Source organism: Paenibacillus sp. JMULE4 (assembly GCF_013337105.1).
GTDB classification, from domain to species: domain Bacteria; phylum Bacillota; class Bacilli; order Paenibacillales; family NBRC-103111; genus Paenibacillus_G; species Paenibacillus_G naphthalenovorans.
Map to the genome: position 1 here is coordinate 161,407 of NZ_SGWF01000018.1, position 17,535 is coordinate 178,941.

17 protein-coding genes are annotated in these 17,535 nt (G+C 52.7%); 15 read left to right on the plus strand and 2 right to left on the minus strand.

The genetic code is table 11. The features are described 5' to 3' along the window. Positions 1-24: 24 nt before the first annotated feature. Both EXW96_RS21115 and EXW96_RS21120 read right to left on the minus strand, forming a co-directional pair. On the minus strand, positions 25-180 hold the full coding sequence (locus tag EXW96_RS21115; protein ID WP_082660873.1) for an SMR family transporter: 156 nt from the start codon (positions 178-180) through the stop codon (positions 25-27). Positions 181-274: 94 nt separating this feature from the next. Then, entirely contained in the window at positions 275-826 is a 552-nt protein-coding gene (locus EXW96_RS21120) for a TetR/AcrR family transcriptional regulator (protein ID WP_054817497.1), read from the minus strand. Between the two features lie 318 nt (positions 827-1,144). On the opposite strand from EXW96_RS21120, the gene EXW96_RS21125 reads away from it, so the two are divergent. The 15 genes from EXW96_RS21125 to EXW96_RS21195 all read left to right on the plus strand — a co-directional run bounded on the left by EXW96_RS21125 (position 1,145) and on the right by EXW96_RS21195 (position 17,496). Next, positions 1,145-2,140, plus strand: a complete 996-nt coding sequence (locus EXW96_RS21125) for a ComEC/Rec2 family competence protein (protein ID WP_174351342.1) — start codon at positions 1,145-1,147, stop codon at positions 2,138-2,140. Positions 2,141-2,421: 281 nt separating this feature from the next. Further along, complete coding sequence (locus EXW96_RS21130) at positions 2,422-3,735, plus strand: ABC transporter substrate-binding protein (RefSeq protein WP_074728583.1); 1,314 nt, start codon at positions 2,422-2,424, stop codon at positions 3,733-3,735. Further along, a complete protein-coding gene (locus EXW96_RS21135) occupies positions 3,736-4,701 on the plus strand; it encodes a carbohydrate ABC transporter permease (protein ID WP_254611489.1) in 966 nt (321 codons plus the stop codon). Next, positions 4,691-5,536 (plus strand): carbohydrate ABC transporter permease, encoded by an 846-nt coding sequence (locus tag EXW96_RS21140; protein WP_062409789.1) that lies wholly within the window; start codon positions 4,691-4,693, stop codon positions 5,534-5,536. The genes EXW96_RS21135 and EXW96_RS21140 overlap by 11 nt, the downstream gene beginning before the upstream one ends. A gap of 108 nt (positions 5,537-5,644) precedes the next feature. Then, positions 5,645-6,349, plus strand: coding sequence for a glycerophosphodiester phosphodiesterase (locus EXW96_RS21145; protein ID WP_062409788.1), 705 nt, complete (start codon positions 5,645-5,647; stop codon positions 6,347-6,349). 318 nt (positions 6,350-6,667) lie between these two features. Further along, positions 6,668-8,209, plus strand: coding sequence for a class I adenylate-forming enzyme family protein (locus EXW96_RS21150; protein ID WP_174351343.1), 1,542 nt, complete (start codon positions 6,668-6,670; stop codon positions 8,207-8,209). Positions 8,210-8,225: 16 nt separating this feature from the next. Continuing rightward, the gene (locus EXW96_RS21155; protein ID WP_174351344.1) at positions 8,226-8,993 is read left to right on the plus strand and encodes a response regulator; all 768 of its coding nucleotides are present in this window, start codon (positions 8,226-8,228) and stop codon (positions 8,991-8,993) included. 106 nt (positions 8,994-9,099) lie between these two features. Further along, entirely contained in the window at positions 9,100-10,212 is a 1,113-nt protein-coding gene (locus EXW96_RS21160; protein WP_174351345.1) for an XdhC family protein, read from the plus strand. Beyond that, positions 10,209-10,814, plus strand: a complete 606-nt coding sequence (locus EXW96_RS21165; protein ID WP_074728571.1) for a nucleotidyltransferase family protein — start codon at positions 10,209-10,211, stop codon at positions 10,812-10,814. Before EXW96_RS21160 ends, EXW96_RS21165 begins: the two co-directional genes overlap by 4 nt. Continuing rightward, positions 10,811-13,252: a xanthine dehydrogenase family protein molybdopterin-binding subunit gene (locus tag EXW96_RS21170; protein ID WP_074728569.1), complete on the plus strand. Its 2,442-nt coding sequence runs from the start codon at positions 10,811-10,813 to the stop codon at positions 13,250-13,252. The genes EXW96_RS21165 and EXW96_RS21170 overlap by 4 nt, the downstream gene beginning before the upstream one ends. After that, entirely contained in the window at positions 13,249-13,680 is a 432-nt protein-coding gene (locus EXW96_RS21175; protein WP_174351346.1) for an SRPBCC family protein, read from the plus strand. The genes EXW96_RS21170 and EXW96_RS21175 overlap by 4 nt, the downstream gene beginning before the upstream one ends. Positions 13,681-13,755: 75 nt before the next feature. Beyond that, the gene (locus EXW96_RS21180) at positions 13,756-14,640 is read left to right on the plus strand and encodes an FAD binding domain-containing protein (RefSeq protein ID WP_074728564.1); all 885 of its coding nucleotides are present in this window, start codon (positions 13,756-13,758) and stop codon (positions 14,638-14,640) included. Further along, a complete protein-coding gene (locus EXW96_RS21185) occupies positions 14,637-15,161 on the plus strand; it encodes a (2Fe-2S)-binding protein (protein WP_137670372.1) in 525 nt (174 codons plus the stop codon). The genes EXW96_RS21180 and EXW96_RS21185 overlap by 4 nt, the downstream gene beginning before the upstream one ends. After that, positions 15,139-16,698 carry an AMP-binding protein gene (locus EXW96_RS21190; RefSeq protein WP_174351347.1) on the plus strand — a complete coding sequence of 520 codons (1,560 nt, stop codon included), beginning with the start codon at positions 15,139-15,141 and terminating at the stop codon, positions 16,696-16,698. The genes EXW96_RS21185 and EXW96_RS21190 overlap by 23 nt, the downstream gene beginning before the upstream one ends. Next, positions 16,699-17,496: an enoyl-CoA hydratase/isomerase family protein gene (locus EXW96_RS21195; protein WP_174351348.1), complete on the plus strand. Its 798-nt coding sequence runs from the start codon at positions 16,699-16,701 to the stop codon at positions 17,494-17,496. Positions 17,497-17,535: the final 39 nt, after the last annotated feature.

Below are 17,535 nucleotides of genomic sequence, written 5' to 3' on the forward strand. Positions count from 1 at the left end.
ATGCCCGCAGCGATGGCGCTTAGTTTAGAACAGCTTCCGTTTGCTGTATGTTTCATGGAACAGCAGGATGCCTGCCGCCACGGAACCGGCTGAGCCGATTCCTGTGAATACGGCGCAAGCCGTGCCGATCGGGAGGAGACAGGCCTGGTTGGCGTAAAGGCGCAGCTCCCTGCAGCGCAAACCGGCGGGAGGCCCCCCGGTACCGTCGCCGGAAAGCCGTGGGAGCTTTCAGTCCGGGCGCCCGAGCCCGCCAAAGTACACGTACGGCCGCCCCCTACGGTTGCGGTTCACGGCTCTCCACCTTGGTCAGCAGGTAGGCCAGCACTTCGGAACGAAGCTGATCGTCGAGCGGAGCGAACCCGAACAGCTCGCAAAAGAATAATCCGTCCGCCGCCAGCCGGGCAACCGTCGCTTCAACCGGGTCTTTGCATTCCTCCGTCATCCGGCTTTGCCAGAGTAGGTACCGCTGCCGCATGGGTTCAAGCAGATTGGGTTGATTCGCGGCGGCCGCCAGAATACCGAAACTCATCTCCAGATCCTCCTTGCTGATCTCGAACGTCTTGATCAGATACGCCTGCGCCCACCGGTTGTTAAGCGCGGTGTTGCGGGCGGCTTCTTCATCCGTGTCCGAATCGAACCGGTCCAGAAAGTCATCCAGGGCAGCCTGAATCAACGCTTCTTTCGTGGGAAAGTGATAGAGCAGACCGCCTTTGCTAACGCCCGCCTCTTTGGCAACGGCATCCAGCGTCAGATGGGAAGCCCCCAACTTTCTGACCAGCCGGCAGGCTACCTGCAAAATCGTGGTGCGTTTCGAATTTCGGTTCATGGCTCACCTCCATAATTTACTATACTGTCCGGACGGTACAGTCGTCAATACAAAATTCGTATAATTCCTATATATAAATAGGGATTAGATACGGCCTGCTCAATGAATTCGCTTCGAAACCGATGCGGGAAATCCCGAGAGAAGCCTGGCTACCTATCGTTCTATAGCGGTCCGTTCATGCGGGAAGGTTCCGCGCGCGGTCCAAGATATGTTTTACACTCCATTAACACTGTCCTAACAATCGAAGGTTAACCTTAGAACGTTATCCGCTTGTACTGTGCAAGGCTTGGATATTCATTTGGTTGCAGGAGGTGATGAATGATGGAGCACAAAAAGAATCGGTTCCGGCGATTGAAGCTGACAGGTATCGCGGCTGTGACGGCTTTGCTGCTGTTCGTGTCCTGTACGGGCGAACCGAGCACAAGCGGGGGGGCGGCTGAAGGCGAATCGTTTTCGAATCCGGTAAAGAAAGCGGCGTTTTATGACACGTCACTGCATCAAGACAAACTGGCCATCCGATACTTTGACCTGGAAGCCGGGGAAAAATCGGGTGACGCCATCCTGCTTACGGCTCCTGACGGCAGGCAGCTGCTTGTCGATGCCGGTATTCCATCCGCCGGACCGCAAATCGAGGAGAGGCTTAACAAGCTTGGCATCCATAAGCTTGATGCGGTTCTCAGCACCCATCCGCATATCGATCATATCGGCGGGTTAACCACGCTTCTTCTGACGAAACCGGTAGGGGCATACTATCACAACGGAATTCCTCACGATACGGAAACGTACAGGATGGTGCAGAAGCTGCTGGAGGATAAGCGCATTCCGCAGACGAAGCTCCTTGAAGGAGAACGGCTATCGTGGGCATCGGATGTAACGGTCGAGGTGTTGAATCCTCCGGTCGGCACAACGCCCGGGTCCTTTGAAAAATGGGGAACCGAGGAGCTGAATAATCATTCGCTGGTGCTGCTGATTACCCATGGGAGCAACCGCATTCTTTTGACAGGCGACTTGTACAAAAACCAGGAATACGCTCTCGTCGAGAAGTATGGAGATCGTCTGCAGGCCAAGCTGCTGCACGCCCCGCATCACGGAGACATGACCTCTTCGTCCGGCCCGTTTATTAGAAGCGTTCGGCCGGAGATTGTAATGATCAGCGCGAATGTTTTGCAAAGCCTGGATATTCTTAAACGCTATGAGAAGGAAAACGCGACGGTATACAGCACCGGATTGAATGGAAACGTCTTGTTTGTGTCCGACGGTGAAAAGGTGACCGTGTATCCCGAGCAAACTCGGCAAAACATTACAAAACCATAACAATACCATAACATTCTCATAACAATCGGGTAGTAGACTGGGATTAATCTTGATTCCGTTGGTAGCACAAGATTCTGCTTAAAGCTCCATGCCTGATGCTTACAAGCGGGATATGGAAACAATTTCATAATGAAGCGGACGGGTGGAGACGATGAGAAAACCCAAAAGCGCGCTGCTTACGATGTATTTTGTAGGGGGTGGTCTGTCTTTTGGTCGGGTTTCTTGAAGTCTCTTTTTTAATTTCCAATGATTTTTACTAGTGAAGGGAGCCGAAATGCGGCATGAAAATGAAAAAATGGATGACAGCGATGGCAGCCGGTACACTGGCGGCGAGCTTGGCTGCCTGCTCCGGCGGAACAACGACGGAAGGAACGGCTCAGGCGGATGCCGGGTTGAAGGATGATACTACTCCGGTAACCATTCAATACTGGCACTCCCATGCCGAGGCCCAAATGGAAGGCTTGAACTACATGGTCGCCGAGTTTAGCAAGAAATATCCCCATATTACGGTAGAACCCGTTTTCCAAGGCGCTTACGCCGAACTCCATAAAAAGCTGCAGGCAGCCGTTGCGGCGGGAGACGTGCCGGCCGTTACCAACGTGGAAGTATCCTCCCTGCCGAACTTTGCCAACAGCGGTGTATTCGCCGATTTAACGCCATGGATTCAAAGAGACAAGGTGCAGTTGGATGACTTCTCCAAAGGGATGCTGCAGGCTTACGCATATAACAACAAGCAGTACGGCTTCCCTCTGATTGTCAGCACAAGCGTATTCGTGTATAACAAAACCTTGCTGGATCAGTTGGGCGTGCAGCCTCCGCAAACGTGGAGCGACATTGACGCCTTCAACGAGAAGGTGACGCAGAAGGAGAATGGAAAGACGGTTCGCTATGCCTTCTCCGTGCCGGGCTGGGATACCTGGTACTACGATCCGTGGCTGGTGAACGGCGGAGGAACGATCCTCACCTCCGATATGAAAAAATCGGCTGTGGAGACACCGGAGTCACTACGCTATATCGAAAAATTCTATAAGTGGAAAAATGAAGGGCACATGCATATCGGATATGGAAAAGGGGCATCCGACAACATGCGGCAAATGTTCCTGAACGGTCAGATCGCCATGGTTCAGCACACGTCCGCCATGCTGAAAATGTATCGGGAAAATGCCGGGTTTGAAGTGGGCGTATCGTTCCTGCCGGGTGACAAACAGCGCACCTCCAATATCGGGGGAGCGGGTATCGTCATGATGGAGCAGGAGGATGCGAAAAAGAAGGAAGCCGCCTGGAAATTCATCGAGTTCATGACGTCTTCCGAACACAATATTAAGTGGGCCGAATCGGTTGGCTATTTGCCGACGCGCAAATCGGCGATTTCCTCGAACGAAGGCAGCGAATATTTCAAAAGATGGCCGCAGTATAAAGCGGTATTCGATAATTTCGACAGCGTGACCCCTCGCCTTCAGCATCCGGCTTATCCGGAATTCAGCAAGCAGTATTTGGAAGTGATGGGGAAAATGGCGTTAAACAATGAAGACCCGGTCCCCCTGATGAAGGAAGCCGCTAACAAAATAAACGATATCTTGGCGGATTTCGAGTAAATGAACATGAAGAAGGAATGGCATGCTCATCACAGCGGGAAGGCGGCGTCCGTTACGGAAGCCGCTTCCTCTCGCCGCCGATCCGGTCCCTTACGGTGGGAAGCCCTGAAGGATTTTTCGTTTGCTTTGCCGGCATTGGGATTTTTAGGTCTCTTTTTGTACTATCCGCTCTTCTATTCCATTTATATCAGCTTCACAAATTGGAACATGACCCGTCCCATCAAAAAATTTGTCGGGGCGGACAATTATGTCCGATTGTTAACCAGTGAGGATTTTTACCAATCTTTGAAGGTCACCATGATCTATACCGGGATGGACGTCGTGTTCACGCTGGTCGCCGGATTGCTGCTGGCGCTGCTGTTTAATGTGGCCAATTCCCGCTTTTACGCTTTTATGCGCGGCGTGATCTTTCTGCCCTATTATGTATCGATGGTCGTAGCCGCGATGGTATTTATTTGGATATATAACAATCAATACGGTTTGCTTAATTATCTCATAGGCATGCTTGGATTCGAGCCGGTCAATTGGCTGGTGGATCAAAAGACGGTGCTTCCCGCGCTTGTGGCCGTTTCCGTGTGGAAAGGCGCGGGCTTTGCGATGATTTTATTTATCGCCGGTATGCGCGGCATACCGTCAGAATATTATGAGGCGGCGTCCATCGACGGTGCCGGCCGGTACCATTTATTCCGTCATATTACGCTGCCTTTGCTGTCGCCTATGACATTATTTCTGGTGATCACGACATTCATCTCATCCATGCAGGTATTCCAATCGGTAGACATTATGACGAACGGAGGGCCGCTGAAGGCGTCCAACGCATTGGTCTACTGGATTTACACTATGGCGTTCGACGAATTCAAGACAGGGCGGGCTATGGCCTTGGTCATCATTTTGTTTGTGATGATTCTGGCGCTTACTCTTGTACAATGGATGATCAGCCGAAAGAAGGTGCATTATGAGGGGTAGCCGAAACCGTCTGACGGCCGCGGCCGCGGTAAGAGCCGCAGCTGCGGTCATCGTGACCTTGCTCATGTTCTTTCCTGTGTTTTGGATGCTGGTAAGCTCCTTGAAGACCCAGTTTGAAATGAGGTCGGCCATTCCGACATTATGGCCCCAATCGTTCGCATGGGAAAATTATATGGCAGCCTTTCAGGTGATTCCCTATGCGCGTTTTTTCGGCAACACGCTCATCATGTCCCTCGGGATGGTGGTGCTGCAATTGAACGTATCGCTCATGGCGGCGTACGCCTTTGCCAAGGGGCGTTTTCCGGGAAGGGAGCCTTTGTTTTTCCTCGTGCTCGCAGCTATGATTGTTCCGGATCAGGTCACCTTCGTGCCCGTATATGTCATGATGTCCAAGCTGGGCTGGCTGGACACCTATTGGGCGCTCATCGTCCCGCACGGCGCATCGGCATTCGGCATCTTTCTGCTTCGTCAGGCGCTGAAGTCCCTCAATAACGATGTATTGGAAGCGGCCCGCGTCGACGGTGCCGGCCGGTTCGGGTTGCTGTACCGCATTCTGCTTCCTATGGCGCTTCCGACCGTTGTGACGCTGGGCGTTCTCATTTTTATATCCGGCTGGAATTCCTACTTCTGGCCGTTAATCATGACCAATTCCAACGAGATGCGTGTATTGACCGTCGGGATTGCCATGCTGCGCGATTCCATCGCCGGCAACGAAGCCATGGAGTTTCATATCATCATGGCGGCGAGTGTGATGGCGATTATCCCTATTGTGATTATCTTTTCGCTTATGCAAAAGCATATTGTGGCCGCTATGGCCAATTCAACCTTTAAATAAATATACCGCGGCACAAATTCGGGAGATATGGTAACAGGTAGTAGTAGGCTGGTAGGGGAAGGCTGCTTCGGAATCATGGAATAGTTCATAATATGGAGGTAGTGATGGATGGAAATCAGAGGCTTAGCCCATCGAGGATATCCTCTAAAATTCCCGGAAAACACAATACGCGGCTTCCGAGCCGCTTTGGAGCTTGGTTTTACCCACGTGGAGCTTGACGTGCATCTGACACGCGACGGGGTTCCCGTCGTCATTCATGACCCCAGCGTCAATCGGACAACGAATGGGCAAGGACTCGTCAAGTCTTATACGCTTCAGGAGCTTCGCGAGCTGGATGCGGGGGATGGCGAGCGCATTCCGACATTGGAAGAAGCGTTGCTGTTCGCCAAGGACAGAATGATTGTTGATATAGAGCTGAAGCAAACCGGCGATTTTTATCCGGGCTTGGAAGAAGCGGCAGTGGATGTGATCCGGCGCACCGGGATGGAGAAGCAGGTCATTGTGACTTCTTTTGACCACTATGCCGTCGAACGGACGCGCAAGCTGCATAACGGGCTTGATTTGGGGCTGATTATTTATGGTGCAGCTCCGGCGGTTTTCCCGTATATGAAGGAATGGAACATCCGTTACTTGTCGATGAAGTACGTTTTTTTGACACAGGCCTATATGGAAATGTGCCGGGCCGAGAACGTTCAATTGATCGTCTGGACACCGGACGACGAGAAGACGCTAAGCTCTTTGACCGCTTATTCCGACCTCCTGGTCTGCACGAACAATTTGGAGGGCTGGGCGGCTGCTTTGAGGCAAGCTTAGCATTACCGGTATGTGAGGCGCGCGTTGGGACTGCACGGCGGGTGGTCAGACAGACCCCATCAAAAGCTTCATCTAAACCACGAATGGTTCTTCCTCGAAAGGGCTTCGCTTCAGAAGCTCTTTTCTTTCGATCGGCCGAATGTGAAAGCGATATTAGCCTCAAAGCAAGAGGGTTTTTGCCGGTCATTAACGAATGTTTATAACAGAAAGGAAAAAAATGTGATCGGTTTCTAAAAGACCGAATATCAAAATTACAAAAACTGTAGTGCCGCCATCATTGTACAATAGAAATAACAAACGTTTGAGGAGTCGGTCACAATGGATTTGGGAACAGCGTTTGATTATGCCATTGAGAGATACCCGAACAAAATCGCTCTTGTGCAGGACCATAAAGTGTTGACCTTTCAGCAATTGAATGAAGAAGTAAACCGGCTGGCCTTTTCTCTTCAAAAACTGGGAATCGTCAAGAGGGACCGGGTTATGGCGCTGCTCAAAAACCGGCTGGAGACGGTTTGTTTGTTTTGGGCCGTACAAAAACTGGGCGCGATCTTTACGCCGATTAACCTTCGCCTTTCTCCCGAGGATACGCAGTACTGCATCAATGATGCGGAACCCAAAATCGTTGTATACGAGAAATTCAGTCAGCGCTCCGTTCAATGCGCCAAATTTAATGAGCGTCCCATTCTTATCAGTCTCGATCCGGATGAAGGCGACCTTTCTTATCAGGAGTTGATTTCCAGAGGGATCGGCGATTTTTCCGGTTTTTCCCATAATGATAGCGACGATATAGCCGTCATGCTGTACACTTCAGGCACGACCGGGGTGCCCAAGGGGGTCCCGAGATATCACAAAAATGAATATGCCTCCACGATGGCGCACATTATCCAAAACCGCTATGAAATATTCGACAGCACGCTGGGGGCCATGCCTTTATATCACACGATGGGGATCCGCTCGCTTCTTTCCATGTGCGTATTGAACGGCAAATATGTGCTATCCCCGGACTTCGACGTTCGAAAAGCCCTTGCGCTTCTGGCTGAAGAAAAGATCACCTGCCTCTATATGTATCCGAGCATGTACCTGGAATTGTTGAAGGATCCCCGCTTTTCAGATTTTGATCTGTCCTCTCTTCAGAAAATCGGCTATGCAGGTGCACCGATGTCTGCGGCGCTAACCAAAAAGTGTTTTGAGATGTTAAAACCGGCTCACTTTATCAATCATTATGGGAGTACGGAAATCTATACCTTCACCACCTGCTCGAACCTGGATAAAAAGCCGGGATGCGCCGGAAGGCCCGGGATTCATCAAAAAATCCGGCTGGTTCCAACCGACGGCTCCCAAGCCTCTTCTTCCGATGCCATCATCCGCCCGGGAGAAATCGGGGAAATCACGGTCCAGGCCGAATCGATCGAAGCCTTTAAAGGGTATTGGAACCGGCCGGACGCAACTAGAAAAGCGATCCGGAATCATTGGTATCATACGGGCGATTTGGGATACTTTGATGAAGACGGAGATCTGTATGTGGTCGGCCGAGTGGATGAAATGGTGATTTCGGCGGGAGAAAACATTGCTCCTACGGAAGTGGAGGAGGTTTTGCTTCAGCACCCTAAGGTATGGGAAGTCGTAGTTATGGGTGAGGAGGATGAACGCTGGGGACAGATTGTTGCCGCATTCATCGTACCAAAAGACAGCAGTCTCACGGCCCAGGAACTCGATCAGTTCTGTAAGCAGCATCCCAAGCTGTCCAATTTCAAACGGCCGCGGAAGTACGTTTTTATCAACGAGATTCCAAAAAGCCCTTCGGGAAAAACGCTGCGCCGCGAATTGCGGAAAGAACATTTAACGATCACGGAATTATAAGGCAGGAGGGACGGTCTTGACTGGACTACTGATTGTAGACGATGAAGCGGAAAGTCGCCAAGCCATTCGTTTAATCATTGAAGAAAGCCAGTACAACTACCTCTCCGTTTATGAAGCGGCTTCTGCCGAGCGGGGGTTGTTTCTGTTAAAGCAAAATCAGCCGAACATCGTCATCCTGGATTTGTCTTTGCCCGATTTGGACGGGATCAAGCTGGGGAAAAAGATGATGGAAATGAATCCGAAGGTTTCGATCATCGTAGCGACGTATTTGAAAATGTTCGAAACCGTACAAATGGCCATGAACGCAGGATTTTCCAAATATTTTCTGAAACCGCTTACTGACACGGAGCTGCTTACGGCCTTGGACGGCCTTCTGCTTCCGGGGTTAATGATGGAAACCAATTATTTGGGGACCCCGCCATCCCCCTCCAAACCGGTCGAGATGGATCTCGGAAATCCGATTCAAAGCGTAATCCGGTATATTCACAACCATTTCTACGAACCGATTACCTTGAACGAAGTGGCCGATTGGGTGTATCTTAGCGCTTCTCATTTCAGCCGTTTGTTTAAAGCGGAGATGGGCGTTACGTTTATCGAATACTTGACGAAATACAGGGTGGAACAATCGAAGCGGCTTATCAAAATGACCTCGCTGCCGATTGAAGTCATTGCGAATAATACCGGATTTGCGAATGCCGGCTATTTTGCCACAACCTTTAAGCGGCTGGAAGGGAAGACGCCTACAGAGTACCGAAGTTTGTTTTCCAATTTAATGAATAATTAGCATAATTGTTAAAATGAGATTGAAGCAATAACAAAACCGTTCCTGACGAATCTTTTTTACAATAAAAATACGGACTCGCAGAGACGACGAGTGAGGTGAATGACACATGCTTGAGATCGCGAAAGCGCTGCAGCAATGTTGGACGAACAAGGAACGAGCCGCATTGGCGACGATTGTGGATGTGGATGGTGCGGCATACCGGCGGGAAGGAGCAAGGTGTCTGGTCCTGGAAAACGGGAGCGTCATCGGAACGCTCAGCGGCGGCTGTGTGGAGGGGGATTTGCTCGAGCATGCGCGGCAGGTGATAGACACGGGCATCCCCCGGGAGATCCGCTATGATTTCAGGTCGGAAGGCGACCTGTTCTGGGGATTGGGAGTGGGCTGCAATGGCGCCCTGACGATTTGGCTTCAGCCTTTTGACCCCGTGCATCGACCCGAACAAGCGCAGCGGCAGCTGCAAGCGTTTGAACAAAGGGTGTCCGCTCTTAATGAATATACATCGGGCCTGGTGCTGGAATCGAAAGATCCGGCCCGGGTTCCGGCGGGCTCATACTTGATTTTAAACCGCGGGGAAACGGAATTCGGGGATCCTGCCAGTGCCGGTGTAACGTGCGGACTTGCGAACAATACGGTACACGGCGTTTCCGTTAAGCTGTTTGTAGAAACGGTGAAGCCCAGGCCCAGATTGATGATATTCGGGGCCGGTGCAGATGCCGTTCCGCTGGTGGAGGGAGCCAAGAGGCTTCACTGGCATGTGACCGTAGCGGACCATCGCCAGGATTACCTCGATCGGGATCATTTTGCGGCAGCGGATGAGCGTGTGCTGATGTCCCGACATCAATATTCGCATATGTCCGTTATGAATGAAGCTTATGTTGTCGTGATGACGCACAACTACGAGCTGGACCGCATGCTGGTTCAATCGCTGCTCCCCGGTTCGATCTCGTATTTGGGGGTGCTGGGATCCCACAATCGGATTCAGCGTATGCTCGATGAGATTCAGGCGGACTGTGGAGAGCTGAACGAGGAGTCATTGGAAAAGCTTCACTCCCCTGTCGGTCTGGATATCGGAGCGGATTCGCCGGAGGAGATCGCTTTAAGCATTCTATCCGAACTGGTTTGCCGCAAAAACGCGCGCAGCGGCCAATCCCTCCGGCTGCGCAAGGGGCTCCTGCATGAACGGCAGTATAGCGGCAGGCTTCTCGTGGTGAACCTATGAAACGATCGGTATGGTTAGTCATCCTTGCCGCCGGTTATTCCAGACGCATGGGCATGCGGAAGCAGCTTCTGCCGATTGGCGAGGAGCCGATGCTCCGCTATGTGGCCCAAAAAGCCCTGCGTGTAAAAGCGGCCGGCGTCGTCGTTGTCGTTAATGCCGAATTTCCCGAACTGGCCGCCGCCATTCACGATTTGCCTCTGGTCGTCTTGTCCAACTCCGAGTCCCATCTTGGGATGAGCTCCTCTCTCCGTTTAGCGGTGGATTACCTCGCCCGCGTATCGGCGGATGCGGGATGCATGCTGCTGGCGGATCAGCCGGGAATGGATCCGTCCGTCATCGAGCAAGTGCTGGCGGATTACGAGAACAGCGGGGCGCCGATAGTCCAGGCCGCGTATCAGGGCAAGCCGGGTCACCCCGTATTGTTTAGCCGGACGGTATTCGATGAATTGCAGCAGGTCACCGGCGATCAAGGCGGGCGGGAGCTGATCAAGAAATACGCGGAGGCGCGGCGGCTGGTCCATGTGCCGGCAGCCGAGCCGGAAGATATTGATGTCTATGAAGACTATGAAAGACTGAAGGAGAAGGGAGGCTTCCATCGATGAATCCGAATCGAATTGGCCGGCCGATGTCCCGGGTGGAAGATGCCAGACTGACTTCGGGACAGGGCACCTACATTGAGGACATGAATCCGCTTCCCAATATTCATCATGCGGCGATCCTGCGCAGCCCGTATCCCCACGCAAAAATCAAAGCGATTCGAACGGACAGGGCGGCGCAAATGCCGGGGATAAAGGGGATTGTTACCGGACAGGACATTGCGGGGATGACAGCGCCGTTCCCCGTAGGAGTTACCGCGCCGGTAAAATATTATTCGCTGGCCGTCGGGAAAGTGCGATTTGTAGGCGAGCCTGTCGCTGTGGTCGTAGCGAAAAACCGGTATTTGGCGGAGGATGCGCTTGAGGCGATTGAAGTGGAATACGAACCGCTGCCTGCCGTGGTTGACATTGAAGAAGCGCTGGAAGCGGATGCCCCGCTGCTCCATGAGGAGGTCGGCTCCAATGTCGCCAATCATCGTACTTTTGATTACGGGAATGTGAATCAAGCTTTTGCTGAAGCGGATATCGTATTAAAGCATAAGTTTCTGTATCCAAAATACAGCGCCACCCCGGTAGAGACCTATGGGGTGATTGCCCATTACGAGTCCAGCGGCAACCATTTGACAATCTGGTCGAATTTTCACGGGCCCTTCACGCTGCAGTCGGTGATGGCGGCCGCGCTGCAAATGCCGAGCAATCATCTGCGGATCATCATCCCCAAGGATGTGGGCGGCAGCTACGGCATCAAATCGGGCGTATTCCCTTACATGGTCCTGATGGGAGTGGTCTCCAAAAAGCTCGGGCTGCCGGTCAAATGGATCGAGGACCGTCAGGAGCACCTGATGGCCAGCTCCAGCGGAACCGACAGGGTGACCTGGATCGAGGCGGCGGTGCGAAAGGACGGAACCGTAACAGGGTTGAAGATGAAAATGGTCGATAACGTCGGCGGCTACATCCGGGCTCCTGAGCCGGCCTGCCTGTATCGAACGCACTCCAACAGTACCGGAGCGTACCGGATTCAAAATCTGTTTATGGAAACCATCGCCGTCATGACAAACAAGTGCCCTACGGGTCTGATTCGGGGATATGGCGGTCAGCAGCTGTATTTTCCGCTCGAACGGATCATGCAAATGGTCGCCGACAAGCTTGGAATGGATCCGGCGGATGTCATCAGACGAAATCTGATTCGGGCGGAGGAATTTCCTTATCATACCGCTTCCGGAGGGATATACGACAGCGGAGATTATCACGCTGCCTTTGAGAAAGCTCTGGAGAGCGTCGATTATAGGCGGTTCCGGGAGCGTCAGGCGCAGGCCCGTAAGGAAGGCAAATATCTGGGAATCGGGTTGGCGTGTATCGTAGAACCTTCCGGATCGAATATGGGGTATATCACTATTGCCCTCACTCCGGAGCAGCGGGCGAAGTCACTGCCCAAATCGGGATGCGCCGAAGGGGCCACCGTATCGATCGATCCCTCAGGCGGGATTTCCGTCCGCATCAGCACGACGCCAACCGGTCAAGGCCATGAAACGGTTGCGGCCCAAATCGTAGGGGAAGTGCTGGGCGTAGATCCGCGGTCAGTCCGGGTGATTGCCGAGATGGATACCCTGACGAGTCCCTGGTCGGTGGCATCGGGGAGCTATTCCAGCCGGTTTGCCCCGATCGGGTCAAGCGCCGTTTATCAAGCGGCTGGAAAAATTAAACAAAAATTACTGTATATTGCTTCTGGTCAAATGAACAAGCCGACAGAGAGTCTGGACATTCAGAACGGTAAAGTGGTGGCCTTGGACGATCCGCAGCAGCAAATTTCATTGAAAAGACTCATCGGCTCGGCGCACTGGAACCCGCAGGGCCTGCCGGCGGGGGTGGAGCCCGGCATCCATGAAACCGCTTTTTATTCCATCCCGACTGCGCTTCCGCCGGATGAGAACGACTTTGTTAACGGTTCGGCCACCTACGGCTTTGTGGCTGATGCGGTCACGGTCGAGGTCGATGCGGATACGGGAGAAGTAAAGATCCTCGACTATATCACGATTCATGATGCCGGCAAACTGCTCAATCCGCTTATCGTTGACGGTCAAATTATGGGAGGATTGGCTCACGGGCTCGGCGGAGCGTTATACGAAGAGTTGGTATATGATCAAAACGGTCACTTTCTTACCGGAAGCTTCATGGACTACTTGTGCCCGACGGCGACCGAAATGCCGAGGGTGACGATCAAGCATTGCGAAACGGCTTCCCCGCTGACGCCGTTGGGCGCCAAAGGCCTGGGCGAGGGGAACACCATGAGCGCCCCGGTTGTGATCGCGAATGCGGTTGCCGACGCTCTCTCGCCTTTGGGTATCTCGATTGACAGCTTGCCTTTGTCGCCGAATCGAATATGGACTTTAATGCAGGAAGCCCGAAATAGAACGAAGTTGTTAAAGGAGGAACCGGTTATATGAACGGCAGTGGTGAAATCAGCTTGAATGCGCCTATCGATCAGGTATGGAACAAATTAATGGATCCCGATGTGCTGGCAGAGTGCATCATGGGATGCAAGAAGCTGGAGCTGGTGGAGGAAGGAAAATACCGTGCGGATCTTACGGTCGGTATTGCGGCGGTAAAGGGAAAATATGACGCGACGATCACGCTGGCCGATGTGCAGGCCCCGGCCAGTTACAAGTTAATTGTGCATGGGGAAGGAGGGCCGGGCTTTCTGGATGCGGAAGGGCAGCTTCGGCTGACCTCGCTGGACGATGGAAAAACGGCGCTCTTTTACAGCTATAACGCGGAGGTCGGCGGGAAAGTGGCAGCGATCGGGCAAAGAATGCTGGGTGGAGTGGCGAAGCTGATTATCAGCGATTTTTTCAAAAAAAAAAAAAAAAATTGAAAATGACCAACAATCGGCGTAGGAACGGTTCTAAAGCATAGAACACAAGCCTAGCTACGAGAGGAAGGGAAGGGCATGAAACCGGCATCCTTTGATTACTTCCGTCCCTCGACGGTGGAAGAAGCGTTTCAATTGCTGTCTCAGTCCGGGGACGAGGGAAAGCTTATCGCCGGAGGACAAAGTCTTATACCGATTTTGAATATGCGGCTCTCTGCTCCGGGGTGCTTGATTGATATCAGCGGGTTGCAGGATATGAACTATATCCGCCGGGAGGACGAATGGATCCGAATCGGCGCCACAACCCGGCAGCGGGATGTGGAGCGCTCGGGACTGATTCGGGAGCTAAGCCCGCTTCTGTCGGAGGCGGTTCCGTTCATCGGGCATATGCAAACCCGCAACCGGGGGACCGTAGGCGGCAGCGTGGTCCATGCGGATCCTACGGCAGAGCTTCCTTTGTCGCTGCTGGCGCTGAATGGAAGAGCCGTCATTCAAAGCGCCGACGAAACCAGGGAGGTAGAGCTGCGCGAGTTTTTCATCACGTATCTGACCACTGACATTATGCCCGGCGAGCTGCTTACGGAATTGAAAATCCCGCTGAAGGGGATGCCCAAGGGGTACTCGTTTCACGAATACAGCCGGCGGCATGGCGACTTTGCCTTGGTGGCGGCCGCCTGTGTGATCGATACCGATGCAGAGGGACGAATTACAACCGCACGGCTCGCATTGGGCGGAGTGGATGCCGTTCCGCTGCTGGCGGAAGAGGCGGCGGACCTCCTTCTAGGAGAGAAACTGACGGAGTCAATATTGGAAGAAGCGGGAACGCTGGCTTCCGCTCATGTCGATCCGGAAGGGGATCTCCATGCGTCCCGGGAATACAGGCTTCATTTGGCGGGCGTATTCGCCAAGAAGGCAATAAAAGCCGCTTACCACAGAGCGACCGGAAAGGAGGGGGACGCATGATTCAAGTGTCCGCTAACGAAACGATAGAGGTTCGTGTGAACATTAACGGCAAGGTGTACGCCGAACGCGTGGAGCCTCGAAAGCTGCTGAGCGACTTTCTGCGCGAGGATTGCGGATTAACCGGTACGCATATCGGCTGCGAGCATGGAGTCTGCGGAGCGTGTACCGTACTGGTGAACGGATCGGCGGTCCGAAGCTGTCTGATGTTCGCCGTCCAGGCGGAGGGCATGGAGATCACAACTGTGGAAGGCTTGGCCAAAGACGGCAGGCCGGATCCCCTGCAGGAGGCATTCAACGAGTGCCACGCTTTGCAGTGCGGCTTCTGTACCCCCGGTATCCTCATGTCGTCTGTCGAATTCCTGGGTACTCATGCCGACCCGACGACAGATGAGATTAAGGAAATGCTGTCAGGCCATTTATGCCGATGTACCGGTTACAAGGGGATTATTGAAGCGATTGAGAAAGAGGCGATCAGACGAAAGGACGGTGAGAACGTCAATGAATCTGGGGACACTGTTTGAATTTGCGGTCGAGAGGCATCCTCAGTTCGAAGCTCTCATTCAGGGGAACACCCGGTTCACTTATAGAGAGATCAACGTTGAAATCAATAAGGTGGCCTCCGCTCTGCAAGCCATGGGGGTGGAACAGGGCGACCGGGTAGTGCCGGTACTGAAAAACCGCCTCGAAATGGTGACGCTGTATTGGGCGGTCCAAAAGCTTGGAGCCGTTTTTACTCCGATCAATTTTCGGCTGTCACAGGAGGAGATCAAGTATTGTGTGCAGGATGCGGCAGCTAAAGCCATCGTTTATGAACCGGTAAGCGAAAAAACGGTGCTGGAAGCGGTCAAAGACCTGCAAGTTTTGAAAATCAGCGTGCAGGGCGCGCAGGGTGCCGATGTGACGTACGAACAATTGCGGGAAAAGGGATCGGGAAAACCGGTTCAGCCGAAAATTCACGATGATGACATTTGTCTCATGCTATATACGTCAGGCACGACCGGACGTCCCAAAGGCGTACCGCGAAGCCACAAAAATGAGTACACGGCGGCGATCGCCCATATTATCCAAAACCAATATGAAGTTCAGGAAAGCACCATAGGCGTCATGCCCTTGTATCATACCATGGGCATGCGTTCCCTCCTATCGATGGCTTTCCTGAACGGAAAGATGGCGATGATACCCGATTACAGCCCGCTAGCTGTTCTTGAGCTGATCGAAAAGGAAAAAATCAGCTGCGTGTATCTGGTGCCAACCATATTCCATGATGTAGTATACCATACCGAGTTTGCAAATTATAATCTTTCTTCATTAAAGAAGGTCGGATATGCCGGGGCGGCGATGACGGAAGTCCTGACACAGGAAATTTTCAACAAGCTGAAGCCTGAGGTTTTTGTTAATCATTACGGCTCCTCCGAGGTGTATACGTTCTCCTATTGCAATTATTTGAACAAAAAAGCGGGATGTGCGGGAAAAGCCGGATTTCATCAGCATCTTCGCGTAGTCATTCCCGATCCGGAAGGCAACTCCACTCCCGATGACATCGTGCCTTACGGTGAGCCGGGTGAAATTATCGTCGATCTAAGGTCGAGTGAAGCGTTCCAGGGATATTGGAACCGTCCTGACGCCACCAAGAAGTCGATCCGGGACGGATGGTACTTCACGGGCGATATGGGGATGCTCGACGAAGACGGCGACCTGTTTGTCCTCGGACGTCTGGACGATACGATTATATCCGGCGGGGAGAATATCCATCCGCTGGAGGTTGAGGATGTGATTGCGAAGCATCCGAAGGTGGCCGAGGTGGCTGTAGCAGGCTTGCCCGATCCGCGTTTCGGAGAGGTGGTCACCGCCTTTATAGTCCCTAAGGATTCTTCTCTGACGGTAGAGGAGCTGGACGAATTTTGCAAGGAGAGCAATGAATTATCCAACTTTAAGCGACCGAGGAAGTATGTATTGGTTGCCGCCATACCGAAGAGTCCCGTCGGGAAAATATTGCGCCGGAAGCTGCGCAGCGGAGAATATGAAGAATTATATCTGAAAAAGGAGAGTGCTTCGTAAATGGAACAAAAACTAGGACAAATCGAATGGGATCATATCCGCGTGGAAAAAAGACCGGAACGCAAGACGGCGACCATTATTCTGGATCGTCCCGAAAAAATGAATACGCTCAGCTACATTGCGCGATCTCATCTAAATCAAATATTCGAACAGTTAAACAAGGATGACGAAGTGCATGTCATTATTATCAAAGGGGAGGGGGATAAGGCGTTTACTTCCGGAGGCAACATCGGCGAATTTTTGGAGCGGTCCCCGGAAGAGCTTTCCGTACTGCACAAGAACGTAGCCGCTCCGGAACGTTCTCCTAAGCCGGTCATCGCCCAGCTGCAGGGCTATACGTTCGGAGTCGGGCTGGAGATCGCCCTGGCTTGCGATTTCCGGGTCGCATCGGACACGACTTTACTTGCCCTGCCGGAGCTGAAATTGGGAATGATTCCGGGAAGCGGCGGCACCCAGAGAGTCGCGAGAATCGCAGGACTGGGCCGTGCCAAAGACATGATCATGCGCGCACGGCGAATTCCTGCAGCGGAGGCTTATCAATGGGGACTTCTGACCCTGGTAACGCCGCAGAATGAACTGGAGGCTGCGGTACAAAGCCTGGTGGATGAGCTGCTGGAATTCTCGCCTTTGGCGCTCAGGACCTTGAAGCAGGTGCTTAACGCCTCTCAGGAGGGTCCGCTCAGCAGCGGTCTGGAGATCGAGGGATATGCATACGGAATGCTTAGAAGCACAGATGATTTCAAGGAAGGCGTGGATGCCTTCTACAGCAAAAGGAAGCCCAATTTTACCGGCAAGTAAATGGTTATTCATCCGCCCCGGGTTGATTGTTTCAACCCG

What these genes read in the sequence shown, in the direction of transcription:
- EXW96_RS21185 (WP_137670372.1), top strand. Translation starts at nt 14,637, where the DNA reads ATGATTCAAGTGTCCGCTAACGAAACGATAGAGGTTCGTGTGAACATT.
- EXW96_RS21165 (WP_074728571.1), top strand. Translation starts at nt 10,209, where the DNA reads ATGAAACGATCGGTATGGTTAGTCATCCTTGCCGCCGGTTATTCCAGA.
- EXW96_RS21170 (WP_074728569.1), top strand. Translation starts at nt 10,811, where the DNA reads ATGAATCCGAATCGAATTGGCCGGCCGATGTCCCGGGTGGAAGATGCC.
- EXW96_RS21140 (WP_062409789.1), top strand. Translation starts at nt 4,691, where the DNA reads ATGAGGGGTAGCCGAAACCGTCTGACGGCCGCGGCCGCGGTAAGAGCC.
- EXW96_RS21190 (WP_174351347.1), top strand. Translation starts at nt 15,139, where the DNA reads ATGAATCTGGGGACACTGTTTGAATTTGCGGTCGAGAGGCATCCTCAG.
- EXW96_RS21135 (WP_254611489.1), top strand. Translation starts at nt 3,736, where the DNA reads ATGAACATGAAGAAGGAATGGCATGCTCATCACAGCGGGAAGGCGGCG.
- EXW96_RS21195 (WP_174351348.1), top strand. Translation starts at nt 16,699, where the DNA reads ATGGAACAAAAACTAGGACAAATCGAATGGGATCATATCCGCGTGGAA.
- EXW96_RS21130 (WP_074728583.1), top strand. Translation starts at nt 2,422, where the DNA reads ATGAAAATGAAAAAATGGATGACAGCGATGGCAGCCGGTACACTGGCG.
- EXW96_RS21125 (WP_174351342.1), top strand. Translation starts at nt 1,145, where the DNA reads ATGATGGAGCACAAAAAGAATCGGTTCCGGCGATTGAAGCTGACAGGT.
- EXW96_RS21175 (WP_174351346.1), top strand. Translation starts at nt 13,249, where the DNA reads ATGAACGGCAGTGGTGAAATCAGCTTGAATGCGCCTATCGATCAGGTA.
- EXW96_RS21120 (WP_054817497.1), bottom strand. Translation starts at nt 826, where the DNA reads ATGAACCGAAATTCGAAACGCACCACGATTTTGCAGGTAGCCTGCCGG.
- EXW96_RS21150 (WP_174351343.1), top strand. Translation starts at nt 6,668, where the DNA reads ATGGATTTGGGAACAGCGTTTGATTATGCCATTGAGAGATACCCGAAC.
- EXW96_RS21160 (WP_174351345.1), top strand. Translation starts at nt 9,100, where the DNA reads ATGCTTGAGATCGCGAAAGCGCTGCAGCAATGTTGGACGAACAAGGAA.
- EXW96_RS21180 (WP_074728564.1), top strand. Translation starts at nt 13,756, where the DNA reads ATGAAACCGGCATCCTTTGATTACTTCCGTCCCTCGACGGTGGAAGAA.
- EXW96_RS21145 (WP_062409788.1), top strand. Translation starts at nt 5,645, where the DNA reads ATGGAAATCAGAGGCTTAGCCCATCGAGGATATCCTCTAAAATTCCCG.